Origin of the sequence: Rhizobium sp. N621 (genome assembly GCF_001664325.1) — a bacterium.
In the GTDB taxonomy this organism is placed as follows: domain Bacteria; phylum Pseudomonadota; class Alphaproteobacteria; order Rhizobiales; family Rhizobiaceae; genus Rhizobium; species Rhizobium esperanzae.
This window is the reverse complement of the sequence record NZ_CP013497.1, coordinates 327,094-340,098: the sequence shown is the minus strand read 5'-3', so window position 1 is coordinate 340,098 and position 13,005 is coordinate 327,094. Positions and strand designations below refer to the sequence as shown.

General features: G+C 61.0%; 11 protein-coding genes and 4 pseudogenes. 8 read left to right on the top strand and 7 right to left on the bottom strand.

Annotated features, from left to right (window positions below; all coding sequences use genetic code 11):
• The first annotated feature begins 38 nt into the window (after nucleotides 1-38).
• From AMK00_RS24170 to fni, 3 genes are read left to right on the top strand one after another with little or no spacing between them, the layout of a single operon-like run.
• Nucleotides 39-1,592: a hypothetical protein gene (locus tag AMK00_RS24170; RefSeq protein ID WP_064812005.1), complete on the top strand. Its 1,554-nt coding sequence runs from the start codon at nucleotides 39-41 to the stop codon at nucleotides 1,590-1,592.
• Complete coding sequence (locus tag AMK00_RS24165) at nucleotides 1,589-2,491, top strand: terpene synthase family protein (RefSeq protein ID WP_008536520.1); 903 nt, start codon at nucleotides 1,589-1,591, stop codon at nucleotides 2,489-2,491. Before AMK00_RS24170 ends, AMK00_RS24165 begins: the two co-directional genes overlap by 4 nt.
• The gene (gene fni, locus AMK00_RS24160; RefSeq protein ID WP_016737499.1) at nucleotides 2,478-3,644 is read left to right on the top strand and encodes a type 2 isopentenyl-diphosphate Delta-isomerase; all 1,167 of its coding nucleotides are present in this window, start codon (nucleotides 2,478-2,480) and stop codon (nucleotides 3,642-3,644) included. The genes AMK00_RS24165 and fni overlap by 14 nt, the downstream gene beginning before the upstream one ends.
• 188 nt (nucleotides 3,645-3,832) lie before the next feature.
• Here the strand turns inward: fni and AMK00_RS24155 are convergent, their stop codons facing one another.
• The 4 genes and pseudogenes from AMK00_RS24155 to AMK00_RS24145 all read right to left on the bottom strand — a co-directional run bounded on the left by AMK00_RS24155 (nucleotide 3,833) and on the right by AMK00_RS24145 (nucleotide 6,266).
• On the bottom strand, nucleotides 3,833-4,762 hold the full coding sequence (locus AMK00_RS24155; RefSeq protein WP_008536525.1) for a polyprenyl synthetase family protein: 930 nt from the start codon (nucleotides 4,760-4,762) through the stop codon (nucleotides 3,833-3,835).
• An 830-nt stretch (nucleotides 4,763-5,592) separates the two neighbouring features.
• Nucleotides 5,593-5,740: pseudogene (locus AMK00_RS33750) on the bottom strand (IS5/IS1182 family transposase); the annotation flags it as partial.
• A gap of 86 nt (nucleotides 5,741-5,826) precedes the next feature.
• Nucleotides 5,827-5,943, bottom strand: a complete 117-nt coding sequence (locus AMK00_RS32215; protein WP_008536526.1) for a transposase — start codon at nucleotides 5,941-5,943, stop codon at nucleotides 5,827-5,829.
• A gap of 32 nt (nucleotides 5,944-5,975) precedes the next feature.
• Nucleotides 5,976-6,266 carry a hypothetical protein gene (locus tag AMK00_RS24145; RefSeq protein ID WP_008536527.1) on the bottom strand — a complete coding sequence of 97 codons (291 nt, stop codon included), beginning with the start codon at nucleotides 6,264-6,266 and terminating at the stop codon, nucleotides 5,976-5,978.
• Between AMK00_RS24145 and tnpA the strand changes: the two genes are divergently transcribed.
• From tnpA to tnpC, 3 genes are all read left to right on the top strand, one after another.
• Complete coding sequence (gene tnpA, locus AMK00_RS33745; protein WP_011053439.1) at nucleotides 6,238-6,645, top strand: IS66-like element accessory protein TnpA; 408 nt, start codon at nucleotides 6,238-6,240, stop codon at nucleotides 6,643-6,645. The two genes, AMK00_RS24145 and tnpA, sit on opposite strands and share 29 nt — an antisense overlap.
• Nucleotides 6,642-6,992 carry an IS66 family insertion sequence element accessory protein TnpB gene (gene tnpB, locus AMK00_RS24135; protein ID WP_016737501.1) on the top strand — a complete coding sequence of 117 codons (351 nt, stop codon included), beginning with the start codon at nucleotides 6,642-6,644 and terminating at the stop codon, nucleotides 6,990-6,992. Before tnpA ends, tnpB begins: the two co-directional genes overlap by 4 nt.
• Nucleotides 6,993-7,051: 59 nt before the next feature.
• A protein-coding gene (gene tnpC, locus AMK00_RS31390) for an IS66 family transposase (RefSeq protein ID WP_237350495.1) occupies nucleotides 7,052-8,742 on the top strand; the annotation gives its coding sequence in 2 pieces (ribosomal slippage) (nucleotides 7,052-7,604 and nucleotides 7,604-8,742; 1,692 coding nt in all).
• A gap of 675 nt (nucleotides 8,743-9,417) precedes the next feature.
• Here the strand turns inward: tnpC and AMK00_RS33265 are convergent.
• Together AMK00_RS33265 and AMK00_RS31380 are read right to left on the bottom strand one after the other, a co-directional pair.
• Nucleotides 9,418-10,563, bottom strand: a pseudogene (locus AMK00_RS33265) (recombinase family protein); the annotation flags it as partial.
• A complete protein-coding gene (locus tag AMK00_RS31380; protein ID WP_012489556.1) occupies nucleotides 10,560-10,967 on the bottom strand; it encodes a hypothetical protein in 408 nt (135 codons plus the stop codon). The pseudogene AMK00_RS33265 and the gene AMK00_RS31380, both read right to left, overlap by 4 nt.
• Between AMK00_RS31380 and AMK00_RS24115 the strand changes: the two are divergent.
• Both AMK00_RS24115 and AMK00_RS24110 read left to right on the top strand, forming a co-directional pair.
• Nucleotides 10,940-11,170: pseudogene (locus tag AMK00_RS24115) on the top strand (transposase domain-containing protein); the annotation flags it as partial. The gene AMK00_RS31380 and the pseudogene AMK00_RS24115 overlap by 28 nt on opposite strands.
• Nucleotides 11,170-11,470 (top strand): annotated as a pseudogene (locus tag AMK00_RS24110) (hypothetical protein). The pseudogenes AMK00_RS24115 and AMK00_RS24110, both read left to right, overlap by 1 nt.
• Here the strand turns inward: AMK00_RS24110 and AMK00_RS32720 are convergent.
• On the bottom strand, nucleotides 11,445-11,636 hold the full coding sequence (locus AMK00_RS32720) for a hypothetical protein (protein ID WP_170965075.1): 192 nt from the start codon (nucleotides 11,634-11,636) through the stop codon (nucleotides 11,445-11,447). The pseudogene AMK00_RS24110 and the gene AMK00_RS32720 sit on opposite strands and share 26 nt — an antisense overlap.
• Between the last annotated feature and the right edge of the window lie 1,369 nt (nucleotides 11,637-13,005).

Sequence of the window (13,005 nt, the reverse complement as noted above, 5' to 3'; positions counted from 1 at the left end):
CTGCTTCTCGTCAACTGCCTGCAGAAGGAACATCCCGCATGAATGCGCTGTCCGAACAGATCCTTTCTGAATTGCGCCACCTGCTGAACGAGACGCGCGATGGCGGCAGCGTGAGTCCGTCCGTTTACGACACGGCGCGCGTTTTGCAGTTCAGCAGCAACGTCACCGGTCGGCAGAACGCATACGCGTGGCTCATGGCGCAGCAACAGGCCGATGGCGGGTGGGGAAGTGCTGACTTCCCACTGTTCCGCCATGTACCCACGTGGGCGGCGTTGCTTGCATTGCAGCGTGCCGATCCTCTTCCCGGCGCTGCGGACGCAGTTCAGGCTGCAACGCGGTTCCTCGAGCGCCAGCCGGATCCCTACGCAGATGCGGTGCCGGAAGACGCGCCGGTAGGCGCGGAGCTGATCCTGCCGCAGATCTCCGGCGAGGCCACATCCTTGGTGGGCGACGTGGTGTTTCCGCGCTACCCGGCGCTGTTGCCGTTGCGGCAAGCGTGCCTGGTTAAGTTGGGGACGGTGGGACCGCTGCCGAGCGGCCATCCGTTGTTGCACTCCTGGGAAGCCTGGGGGACGTCGCCGACCACGGCATGCCTGGACGACGACGGCAGCATCGGCATCAGCCCGGCGGCAACCGCCGCGTGGCGTGCGCACGCCCTCACACAGGCGAGCGCGCCACAGGTCGAGCGTGCCGACAGGTATCTTCAGGCCGCATCGCGCGCGGCGCGCAGCGGCATCGAAGGTGTCGTTCCCAGCGTCTGGCCGATCAACGTGTTCGAGCCATGCTGGTCGCTGTACACTCTGCATCTGGCCGGGTTGTTTTCGCATCCCGCGCTCGCCGAGGCGGTGCGCGTGATCGTCGCGCAGCTCGATGCCTGTCTGGGCGTGCGCGGTCTGGGTCCGGCCTTGCACTTCGCGGCCGATGCGGACGACACTGCTGTTGCGTTGTGCATCCTGCACCTAGCAGGACGCAACCCGGCTGCCAACGCGTTGCGCCACTTCGAAATCGGCGGGCTGTTCGTTACCTTCCCCGGCGAGCGCAATGCCTCGGTGTCGACCAACATCCACGCCCTGCATGCGTTCAGACTGTTGGGAAAGCCCACCGCCGGTACCAGCGCTTACCTTGAGGCCAATCGCAACGCGGACGGTCTATGGGACAATGACAAATGGCATGTTTCGTGGCTGTATCCCACCGCGCATGCAATCGCTGCGCTCGCGCAAGGCGCGCCCCAGTGGCGCGACGAGCGCGCGCTGGCGGCGCTGTTGCAGGCGCAGCGCGACGACGGCGGCTGGGGCGCGGGTCGCGCGTCAACATTTGAGGAAACCGCCTATGCGCTGTTCGCGTTGCACGTGATGGATGGGCGCGAAGAGCCGACAGGGCGCGCCCGCATCGCGCTGGCGGTCGCGCGCGCGCTGGAGTGGATGCTCGCTCGCCATGAGGCGCATGAATTGCCGCAGACGCCGCTGTGGATCGGCAAGGAATTGTATTGCCCGACCCGGGTCGTGCGCGTGATCGAACTCGCCGGCTTGTGGCTGGCTCTTCGTTGGGGGCGGCGCATCCCGACCGAGGGAGCAGGAGGAATGGCGCAATGATCCCGACGGAAAGCGCGCTGCAGCAAGTACTGGAGTGGGGGCGTTCCCTGACCGGATTCGCCGACGAGCATGCCGTAGAAGCAGTTAGGGGCGGACAGTACATCCTGCAGTGTATCCAACCGAGCTTGCACGATATCAGCGCCCGCACCGGCCGAGATCCGCAGGACGAAAAGCTGATCGTGGCGTTTTATCGCGAGTTGGCGCTACTGTTTTGGCTCGACGATTGCAACGACCTTGGCCTGATCGCGCCGGAGCAGCTGGCCGCGGTGGAGCAGGCGCTGGGGCAGGGCGTGCCATGCGCGGTCCCCGGTTTCGAGGGCTGCGCTGTGCTGCGCGCTTCCCTGGCCGCGCTCGCCTACGATAGGCGCGACTATACTGAGCTTCTAAACGATACCCGGTGCTACTGCGCGGCGCTGCGCGCCGGACCCGCGCAGGCGGCGGGGGCTGAACGCTGGTCGTACGCCGAATACTTGCACAATTCCATCGATTCGATCGCCTACGCGAACGTGTTCTGTTGCCTGTCGTTGCTATGGGGGCTGGACATGGCGACCCTGCGCGCGCGTCCGGCGTTTCGCCAGGTGCTGCGGCTCATCTCCACGATAGGGCGCCTGCAGAACGATCTGCATGGATGCGCCAAGGATAGGGCGGCGGGAGAAGCCGACAACGCTGCCATCCTGCTCCTGCAGCGTTATCCGGCTATGCCTGTGGAGGATTTCCTCAACGACGAGCTGGTCGGCCATGCGCGCATGCTGCACCGAGTGATGGTGAAAGAACGCTTTCCTGCACCATGGGGACCGTTAATCGAGGCCATGGCGGTCATTCGCGCGAAGTACTACCAGACCTCGATCAGCCGCTACGGCAACGATGCGGCGGGGGGAGGCCAGCGTGCGCCGGCGTGAACGCGCGGGAGGCGGCGGCGTGCGCGCGGCGCCCTCGGTCCGATCCGACGCAACGCCAACGCCCAATACGGCGGATCGAGCGAGCGGGTGCGACGACGCCCTGACCCGGCGCAAGGACGACCATCTGGACCTCGTGCTGGATCGGCGAACGGCGCCAGCCACGGTCGCTGCCGGCTGGGAGCAAATCCGGTTCGAACACTGCGCACTGCCCGAGCTGGACCTGACGCAGATCGAACTGCGCACATCGCTGTTAGGCAAGCCCATACGTGCGCCGCTGCTGATCAGTTCCATGACCGGCGGAATGCCACGCGCAAAGGCCATCAATCGGCACCTGAGCGAGGCGGCGCAAGCCTTGGGGATCGCCATGTGCGTCGGTTCGCAGCGCGTGAGCCTCCAATCGCGCAATTCCCAGGGGCTGACGCGCGCCCTACGCCGCCTGGCGCCTGACATTCCCTTGCTGGCCAATATCGGCGCTGCGCAACTGCGCGAGGCCGACGGCCTTGATCTGGCGCGCCGGGCTGTCGATGCGCTGGAGGCTGATGGGCTGATCGTCCATCTCAATCCGCTGCAGGAAGTGCTACAGCCGGATGGCGACCGCGACTGGCACGGCGTACTGGCGCAGGTGGCTCGCGCCGCGCGTAGCGTGGGCGTGCCGATCGTGGCCAAAGAAGTCGGGTGGGGCCTGTCCGCCTCGGTGGCCTGCGCGCTCGTCGAGGCGGGTGTTGAGGTGATTGATGTCGCCGGAGCCGGCGGCACCAGTTGGGCCGCGGTGGAGGGCGAGCGCGCCCGCGATGCCGCCGGCCGTGCAGTGGCGATGGCGTTTGCCGATTGGGGGATCCCGACACCGGCCAGCTTGCAGGCGGTCCGTCGGGCACTGCCAACGGTGAAGCTTATCGCGTCCGGCGGGATCCGCGACGGCGTCGACGTGGCCAAGGCCATTCGCCTGGGTGCGGACATTGCCGGGCAGGCAGCCGGCGTGCTGCCGGCGGCTACGGTATCGACCGAAGCGGTCGTTGCGCATTTCGAGGTCGTCATCCGCCAGTTGGCCGTCGCCTGCTTTTGCACCGGCTCACCTGATCTGGCGACGTTGCGCCAGGCGCGCTTGTTGCCCTCCGCGCACTTGTTGCCCTCCGCGCATCCGCCAGTCGGATGATGCCGGCGTCGCCCGCTCTGTCGGCCGGCCCTCCAAGCTGGTTGCAAAAACCGTTAACGCTAAAGCTAGACCTCTAATCCACCTTGGCCCAGCGGTTCGATGCAGGGAACGAAATGTTCATGAAGCAGCTGTTGACGATGAAGCGGTAATGATGCCGCCGGCTAGGTTATGCGTACCGTAACTCGGGCTTACAAAGGCGCGCAATCCAGCGCCGTTTGTTGAATCAGACCGGCTTTTCCCGGTCCAGCCACGCCTTTGCAAAGTGCATGATTAAGCCAGTCAACGAAGGACCGTTTTTGAGGGCTGGCAGGAATGGTGTCACCTATCTGTTCGAGATACGCATAAAATCTGGCGGCTGCGCTGTCCAATCCTTGGCCGCGAACGATACTGGGTCGATTCAGCTGCGTGTCCACGGCAGGCAATTTGCCAAGCACTTCTGCGCGGCCGACTGTATCTGCGATGTCGTCGGCGATCTGATACGCGTGCCCGAGCAATTCCCCCACCTTAGACCATGGGGCCGGATCTGCACCACTTGCCAGGGCACCGCAAGTGGCCGCCGCGACAAAGAGGGAGCCGGTCTTGTAATGGTGATAGCGGTCGATTGGGACGTGCGTCATTGCCTCCATCGACTGTCCGGCGATCAGTCCGTGACTGGGGCCGACCGCCTCCGCAACCACCTCGATCATGCGCGCGCCCAACTCAGGTGTTAGCGCAGCCTGCAAGCTGAGGTATTTGAAAGCCATCACAATCAAGGCATCGCCGGTCAAAACGGCGATAGGCTCTCCGAAAAGCCGGTGCACCGTTGGTCTGCCGCGGCGTAGCGCCGCGTTATCGAAGCAAGGCAAGTCGTCATGCACCAACGAGGCACAGTGCAGCAATTCAATTGCTGCCGCGGCTCTTGTCGCCAGCTCAGGATCTTTTTCGCCGCACACATAGGAGACTTTCAAGCAGAGCTTGGGGCGCATCCGGGAGCCCCCTGGAAACACTGCCGCGTCCAGCGCTCCACGCAGGTGAGCCGGCGCAGCCGGACTTAGAGCAGTATCCATGGCAGCTCGCAGCGCTTGCTCGATGAGCTTGTCGCTATCGCCAACCACGTCGGCTTGGTGATTCGAAATCATATCGCATCTCCACTTTTGAGACGAAAACGAAAACGGGCCTAGTCCAACCGGTGCCAAACAAAAGGCCGATTTCGCTGTGTCTCTTCAGGTTCTAAGGCACCGTTAAGTTTAGCGGATTGCGGCGGCCAACATGCGGCACCGGCGTGACCAATGAAACCGTGTGCCAGTGGGAGCCTTAACTCGGCAAGGCGATCTCCCACTGGAATCCCTTGAAGCAGTCTCATTCGTGGCGACCTGACATCTGAACGTCGGTTACTTCGATCGCGCGCGAAGAACATTGGCTCCGGCGGCGCTGTCGGCCAGAATGGCATCGCTCTCAACGTCTTGGTCCAAAGCTGAAGAGGCTCCCGCGCTGAGCAGTGGCTGGTGACAAAGCTCTTTGGATCGGCTGCACGCCGCCGCGCGTGATGATCGCTGACGAGCTCCGTTCGTACGGTACGACATGGGCGAAGATGGGCCTTACATCTAAAGGTGTTGGTCATCGTCGATAGTAGCCACTGGAGCTTGGACCGGAACCATTGCTGGCAGAGATCTGGGCTCCTACAAGCAATTGGTGTGCCACCAGATCATTGTTAGTGAATGTTTCAATGGCGACAGAAGGCGTCTTCCGGTGCTCACCGTGTGTCGGGAGTCGCGGATTGTGCCACTCCGCCTAGTATTTGAACAGCGTCAACCTTGCGAGCGATCCGTCCGAAGGCCAACCCAGCATTGGAGTGATTTGGGTTGAGGTCACAATGCACGTCGGCGCTTGCATCATGCCAGCCTGTCAATGTGCGCGATCGCACACGACTGTCAGCTTTGCGTCAATTACGATCGAACCGATGCTTTTGACGTTTCACGAGGTTACGCTGCCGATAGACCCAGCGTGAGAAGACGACTGAGCCTTCCAGTTGTTCTTCGGCGCGATGTTGCCGAAGCCTTACACTCGACCGGCTTGGCGAGGATTTCAGCGCTGCCGTAGCCCTTGTCGGCCGGCAGGAAACCGCTTCGAAAAGTCGGTCCCCTACCGCCTTTTGCTAGCGGACTAAAAGGGCGGAGCAGGTGGATCTATACAGCGCTTTCTTTCAAAGCCCTGGTTGCGCCTTGTGTTCGTCAGCGATCAGGAGCGCCTTCGGCTCCACATGCTTGGCGACGGCCGCCCATGCATCCTTGCCGTTCTCGTCCAGGATCACCCGCGTCACCGTTCTGTTCGGTGCATGGCGGTTGGCCTCCCTCAGCGCCAGAACTCACATACGCTTGCCGTTCTGATTTTCCTTCTTGCGCCCGTCCTTGCGCTCTTCCTTCTTGTCACCTTGCGGAGGACGCCGCCCACATACTTGCCGTCGATCTGCACCGTACCGTGCAGCTTGATCGCATCACGGCGAAGGTCGGCTGCCTCCCGGAGCTTCTGCAGCAGGAAGTAGGCGGTCTTGTACGTACCCATCCGGCGAAGGCCGTCTGTCCTGACTTGCTGATTGGCTTTAAGTCCATGCCTTATGTCATGCGCTACAATCATTTCCCCCATTGAGGTCTTGTCCGTCGACGATCTTGGTCGCCGACGGGATTGGTCGGACGAAGAGAAGGTTCGGATCGTCGAGGAAAGTCTACAAGGCTTTCGGAAAGGCTCGGTGACGGCGCGGCGATATGGATTGTCACGGTCATTGTTGACCCGTTGGCGTCGGGAATACCGTAGTGGTCTTCTGAGCAGTTCCGCTACAACGGGCTTCGTGCCACTTACGATTTCGCCACCGGCGGCGGCATCTTGCGAGGTAGCCTCACGGCCGCGATTTGAAGACGACATGACGATCGAGATCGGCCTGCCGAATGGCCGACGGCTGACGATCCCAGCCTCGCTTGATCCGACCATTCTTGCCCGCCTGTTGCCCGTCGTGGATGGGTCATGATCGCGTTTCCCGCGGGGGTAAAGGTGTGGATCGCGGGCGGGGTGACGGACATGCGTTGCGGCATGAACAGCCTGGCGCTGAAGGTTCAGCAAGGTCTTGGCCGCGATCCTCATGGCGGCGAAGTCTTCTGCTTCCGGGGTCGCAAGGGTGACCTGATCAAGGTCCTCTGGCATGACGGCGTCGGCATGTCGCTTTACCTGAAGCGGCTGGAAGCTGGAAAGTTCATCTGGCCGGTCAGCCAGAATGGCTCCGCCGTGCCTGTATCGTCGGCGCAGCTCGGCTATCTCCTGGAAGGGATCGACTGGCGCAACCCGCGCTGGACGCAGCGGCCTTCGAAGGCAGGCTGACCGCCTGCATTCCTCTGTTTTTGTTGGGCTTTCGGCATGCGGCATGGTAGCTTTCGGCCATGGATGATGCTGCTTCGGAGATAGCCAGACTGCGCGCCGCGCTTGCGGCATCGGAAGCGCGTGCCGCCTCTGCCGAGGCCGACCTCGCACAGGTGCGCGCGGTCGTGACGACGTCTGAGGCGATGATCCGGCATCTCAAGCTCGAGATCGCCAAGATACGTCGCGAGCAGTACGGCCAGAGCTCGGAGCGCCGCGCCCGGCTGATCGAGCAAATGGAATTGCAGCTCGAAGAACTTGAAGCCGACGCCACCGAAGACGAGATCGCTGCGGAACGCGTGGCGACGAGAATCACAAATGTCTCCGCTTTCGAACGCCGCCGGCCGGCCCGCAAGCCGTTTCCCGAGCACCTGCCGCGCGAGCGCCTGGTCATCGATGCCCCGTCGACCTGCACCTGCTGCGGCTCGCACCGCATCGTGAAGATGGGCGAAGACATCACCGAGACGCTGGAGATCATTCCGCGCCAGTGGAAGGTGATCCAGACGGTGCGCGAGAAGTTCACCTGCCGGGACTGCGAGAAGATCAGCCAGCCACCGGCCCCTTTCCATGCGACACGCGGGGATGGGCAGGACCGCACCTGCTGGCGACGATCCTGTTCGAGAAGTTCGGCCAACATCAGCCATTGAACCGCCAGGCTGAGCGCTACGCCAGGGAAGGCGTCGCTCTCAGTCTCTCCACACTGGCCGATCAGGTCGGAGCCTGCACGACGGCCCTGCAGCCGATCCATGACCTGATCCGTGCCCATGTTCTGGCCGCCGAGCGGCTGCATGGTGACGACACCACCGTGCCGCTTCTGGCCAGGGGAGCAACAAAGCAGGCGAGGCTCTGGACTTACGTCCGCGATGACCGCCCTTTCGCGGGCGGCGCGCCTCCCGCCGCACTCTTCCACTTCTCTCCCGATCGCGAGAAGACCCACCCCAACACGCATCTCGCCGGATGGCACGGCACCCTGCAAGCCGATGCCTATGGCGGCTACAACGACCTCTATCGTGCCGACCGCCGCCCCGCGCTGGTGATCAGCGCACTTTGCTGGAGCCACGCGCGGCGCAAATTCTTCGAACTCGCTGACATCGCCGGCAACGTGCGCAAGGGCAAACCTGCCCACGAGATATCGCCCGTCGCGCTTGAGGCCGTTGCCCGCATCGACGCGCTCTTCGACATCGAGCGCGGCATAAACGGAATGCCTGCCGAGGATAGGCTCGCAGCGAGGCTGCAACATGCTCGCCCGCTCGTCGAAGAACTGCACGATTGGCTCATGGCCCAGCGCGGGCAAATGTCGAAGCACAACCCCGTCGCCGAGGCGATCAACTACATGTTCGAGAAGGAGGGTCGCTGGGAAGCCTTCGCCCGGTTCCTCGACGACGGCAGACTGTGTCTGACGAACAATGCCGCCGAACGAGCCCTGCGCGGCGTTGCCGTACCTGAGTCATTGTGCACTCCCTCTTTAAGTATCTGTAAACATTGGAAGCGTCTCGGTGTCAGCAATGCGACACGGGCGGCCCTTTCGGGCTATCGCGGCTTGGACGGTTGCCGAAGTCAGATTGCTGGCCCGGATTTGATACGGCGCGCCGGGAACCACCTGCTCGGCAGACAACACGTTCGTCTTGATCAGGTGGCGTATTCGGTGGTTGGTCACGCCCAAAACCGCCGCCGCCTCTGTCATGGTCAGCCATTCGCCCTCTTTATCGGCTGATTTGTACGCGTGAATGGCCCGGACCCGCCTTACTGAAGCGACCCGGTGTGCAGTCCAGGTTTTTCCTTGCCCCGTGGGCATTCCCATTCGATTGAGCGACGCGGCGATATGTTCATCGGACCAGCGTCCTGCCATGCTCCGCATCACTGCCAAAGCATCTTCCGTTGTGGCGCACCCGTGTTCAACCGTCTGGGGCTTGCGAACCTTGAGCTCCGAATGCTGACCGCCTTTCCAATGGATGGTCAGCACCACGTCGCGCACCTCATCATCGACATCGACAACAATGTCGGCGATCAATGTACGTAGCAGTTGCTGGCGCACGCGCATGGTGACATCCGGCGACTCCCAGGCCGCCTGCAGATTGTCGGCGAGGTTTGCGAAAGTGCCTGGGTCAACTTCGATGGTTGAAGGACTTTCGGTAGGCCTGCGCACTTCCAGATCACGGACGCGGCGTAGCGCCGTTTCCCAATTCTTCTCAAGCTGTGCAGCTATCAGGCGGTTGTCGGGATCGCATGCCGCATAGCGGCGCTCGGCGAGGCTAGCCTCGTAGCGGGCCTGTTGTAGCTCCAGATCGTGAATGTGGCGCTGGTCTTCCTGTCGCTCCCGGTGCATCCGCTCTGCTTTAAAAGTCGCCTCGATCGCTAATGGTTCTACCGCGCGCAACAACTCGCGCGCAACCGCCGCATCGACCTTCGAGCCGCCGAACGTCATGCAACGGGGCAAGCCCATCATCAGGTTCTGTTTATAGCAGCGATAGACAGGATTTTGTGGATTTCCCGTATAGGCAACACTCAGTCGCCGTCCAGACCGTCCGCAGGTCAGGAGACCTGATAATAATGCTTTGCCGCCGCGGCCCGATTTAGTCCCACCCGATCGGCCATAATTATTGAGGGCCAGTTGCTGTTGGTTACGCTCGTATTCGCCCCAACTAATGTAACCTTCGTGATGGTCCCGGATCATCACCTCCCAGGTACCGACGGGCTTGCCGTGCCCGTAACTGCGCCGAGCCCATCCATCGACGATGGCAGTCCGCTTCTCGCTCTTCCCATAGACGTAAACGCCGGCGTAGAAGGGGTTTTTGAGGATGCCGATCACATTGCGATAACGTACTGGCATCCATACGAAGTTGGTCATGCGCCCTTCATCCGACGGCCGAGGGAAGTGAATGTGATCTTTCGTCATCGACAGCAGCACCTGACGCGCGCTTCCAAGGTCGTGGAAGCGGGCGAAGATGGATCGAATTACCTCTTGCAGACGCAGATCAGGATCGAGCCCAAGCCCGGCCTCCCGATGCCAAATGTAGCCGAACGGAACAGAAAGTCGCAGTTCGCCACGGCGCGCCTTCGACCTGGCGGCATCGAGCATCCGGGCTCTCAGCACGCCCAGTTCGAACTCGCTGATACTGCCCTTCATTCCCAGCAGCAGCCGATCGTTGGGTCGACATGGATTGTAGACGCCGTCATGGTCAATGACGCGGGCTTCGACCAGGCCGCACAGTTCGAGCAGGTGATGCCAGTCCCGACCGTTGCGCGCAAGCCGTGAAGCATCGAAGCAGAAAACGGCACCAACTTTGCCGGCGCACAGTAGGGCGACGAGACGATCGAAGCCCGGACGGGCGACGGTTCCGCTGGCAGAGCGCCCGAGGTCGTCGTCGATCACCTCGACGTGGCTGAAGCCGTGGTGTCGCGCAATGTCAACAAGATCATACTGCCGTCGCTGGCTTTCCAGATTGGTTATAACCTGCGACTGAGTGGATTGCCGCACATAAACGACGGCCTTGCGCGCGAGCAGCGCTGTCGGAATCAAATCAGTGATGGTCATCGTTGAGCTCCTCGAATATCAGGTCGAGCTGCCGGCCCGACGCCGGCACCAGCGTATTGCGAGATCTCATCATGGTCCTCCTGAGTGATTCTACGTCCACTTCGGAAGGGTGCCGCTTTGCTGCCGCCAGAGACCAGCCTGTTCAATTCGATTAGCGTCGCAAGATCGACGCGTGGCGTTCCCATGGTCATGCCGCGGCAGACCACGGGATCGATCATCCACCCTGAGATCGCGATGACGACACCTGTCGGCCCCAGAACCTTCAAAAACCGGCCTGTCGCTCGTTCTTCGACGCGACGAATGGAAACCTTCTGGCCAAAATATGGATGCCAGCAATAGTGAACCTCGACTTCATCGCCGACATGGGCAGAATGAACAGGGCATTGCTCTCGGAAGAAAGGCATGGCTATTCGCCGGTTCCCAGCGCGGAGGCGAGCGTGCTGCCTTCATGTATTCCCTAATCGTCACGGCAAAGACGAACGATATCGATCCGCAGGCCTGGTTGGCGGACGTGCTCGCCCGCATGCCTGGCATTCCCGTATCACGGCTGCCGGAACTGCTGCCGTGGAACTGGCCCGCCGGAAGCGCCCGGCAGATGGCGGCCTGATGGCGCGCCCGACGCATGTCTACACGATCAACTACGTCGCCACGCTGATTGGCGAGAACCTCGAACTCATCCAGGAGGTCGCCAGCAACTCCGACAACATCGACTATGGTGAGATGATCCATGCCCATGACGGCAGCGAAGAGGGCATCACGACCTTCACCGACCGGGGCATCGAAAGCTTGAAGGAGTTCCTCGCCGATATCCGCACCTGGGAAGGAGGTGTTCGGCAGTTCCTTGTCGACGAGCAATGCGATCGCGACAAGATTCGAACGCATCATGGCAGACGAGCCGAAATCATAAGTGCCGCGGCCTTCGCCGGATGGATACTCTTGTACTGGACGTTGACCTTGCGGCTCAGATGGAGCGCCGCCATGCCCTTGGCGGCCGTGATTCCTCCCAGATTGCCATGATGATCTTCTTGAATGAAAGCTTGCGGTCGGCGAAAACCGAAAATTCGGCGCGGCATTCCGGCTCCGAGCATCAGAACGACGACGCCGTACGGCGCCAGGCAGCCACAGCGAGGGCAATATGGCTTCCCGACGTTCTTGGGCCAACGGAAGTCGACGAACAGGCCGTAGGTGTCGTCCTCGGCTGCCCGAAGCCTCTCTCGGGTCGGGCCAGGCGCACTGGTCGTATTTCGAACCTCCGGTCTCCTGCGGAGAAAGCGTCGTAGGAATTCGGTCTCAGGATGGAATTCGCTCCTGCAGCATGTTCAGGCTTCCGGTCCATACGCGAGACATAAGCAGACAACTCCGTCGTAAGGACGGAAGCGAAAGGTCAGTGCTCTATTCGTATCGATTTGAACATGAAAGGACCCTTACCAGGAGAACGAAACCACGTTCAGGGGTTAGCACTTTCGTAAGGTTGTCAAACCCGTGCCCTTATATCGGGAGAAAATTCAATGTCTCAGAGCCAGACTACCCAGCGCAATCTATAATCCAGTTCAGTGAATGGGTCCAGATCGTGAGAGCTGTCTTCGGGTGACCGCGCCTCATGACGACTATTAACGACTCGTTCCCAACAATCGAACATCCGCAAGGTAGATTCACGTTCGAGCATCTTGTGCCTACCTCTGTATGCCTTACTGGGCAGGTAACATTGCCGTTTCAGGCCCTGTCCTGACCTCTGGCCTTAATGATCTTGTTGTTTATTACCTTTTCCCGAGCAGATCAGACGAACACAACGTAGAACTGGTGGTAAAAAGCGCTGATCAGAAAGAAATTAATTTCAGCCGCATCAAGCGAAGGTGTAACGTCTGCCAACTCGTAAAAAAGGCTCATTTCCAGCAAATAAGGGTGCCCTAGAAACAAAAAAGGCCCCCTAAAGGAGCCTTCCCATGGCGTTTCCGCCGAACGCGTGTGCCCTACCGTGGTGTACCGACCTCTAAGGGTGCACCTGCAACAGCGACCTTTCGGAAGCCTCGTTGTCTGCTGCTCACAAAGATATAACCCTCACGGTCGACTATTTCAAGCCCTTTGTGTGGATGCGATAAGGTGGCGGCTTCGTTTAGCAAAGTTCACGTTTGTGGCACTTGCTCCATGATGCCGGAATTTTCAGAGAGCATCGAACCTACACGCTAGCGGGAGCGGTAACCGATATGGGTTCTTGGCTGAGTGATTTCCAGCACGGCGGAGCTTTCCCAGCTAGCCAAATGGGATATCGTGGGACGGGGAAATGGATCGGTTTTCGAGGATTATGTCTTATCGTCCTCAACGAAGACCGCTTAGAAGATGTTGAGCATTGAATGTGAATTTTCGCTCAAATTCGACGCAACCTAGATGTTTCAGTCGCGGGTGCGGCCATAGCCGACTCATCTTTCATGGAACTGGGCCACC

Bases quoted from the DNA above. Each gene is read 5' to 3' on its own strand.
- AMK00_RS24155 (WP_008536525.1), bottom strand. From the start codon at position 4,762: ATGATTTCGAATCACCAAGCCGACGTGGTTGGCGATAGCGACAAGCTC.
- AMK00_RS24165 (WP_008536520.1), top strand. From the start codon at position 1,589: ATGATCCCGACGGAAAGCGCGCTGCAGCAAGTACTGGAGTGGGGGCGT.
- tnpB (WP_016737501.1), top strand. From the start codon at position 6,642: ATGATCGCGTTTCCCGCGGGGGTAAAGGTGTGGATCGCGGGCGGGGTG.
- AMK00_RS32720 (WP_170965075.1), bottom strand. From the start codon at position 11,636: ATGCCGCGCCGAATTTTCGGTTTTCGCCGACCGCAAGCTTTCATTCAA.
- AMK00_RS24145 (WP_008536527.1), bottom strand. From the start codon at position 6,266: ATGGGGGAAATGATTGTAGCGCATGACATAAGGCATGGACTTAAAGCC.
- AMK00_RS24170 (WP_064812005.1), top strand. From the start codon at position 39: ATGAATGCGCTGTCCGAACAGATCCTTTCTGAATTGCGCCACCTGCTG.
- AMK00_RS31380 (WP_012489556.1), bottom strand. From the start codon at position 10,967: ATGCCTTTCTTCCGAGAGCAATGCCCTGTTCATTCTGCCCATGTCGGC.
- tnpA (WP_011053439.1), top strand. From the start codon at position 6,238: ATGTCATGCGCTACAATCATTTCCCCCATTGAGGTCTTGTCCGTCGAC.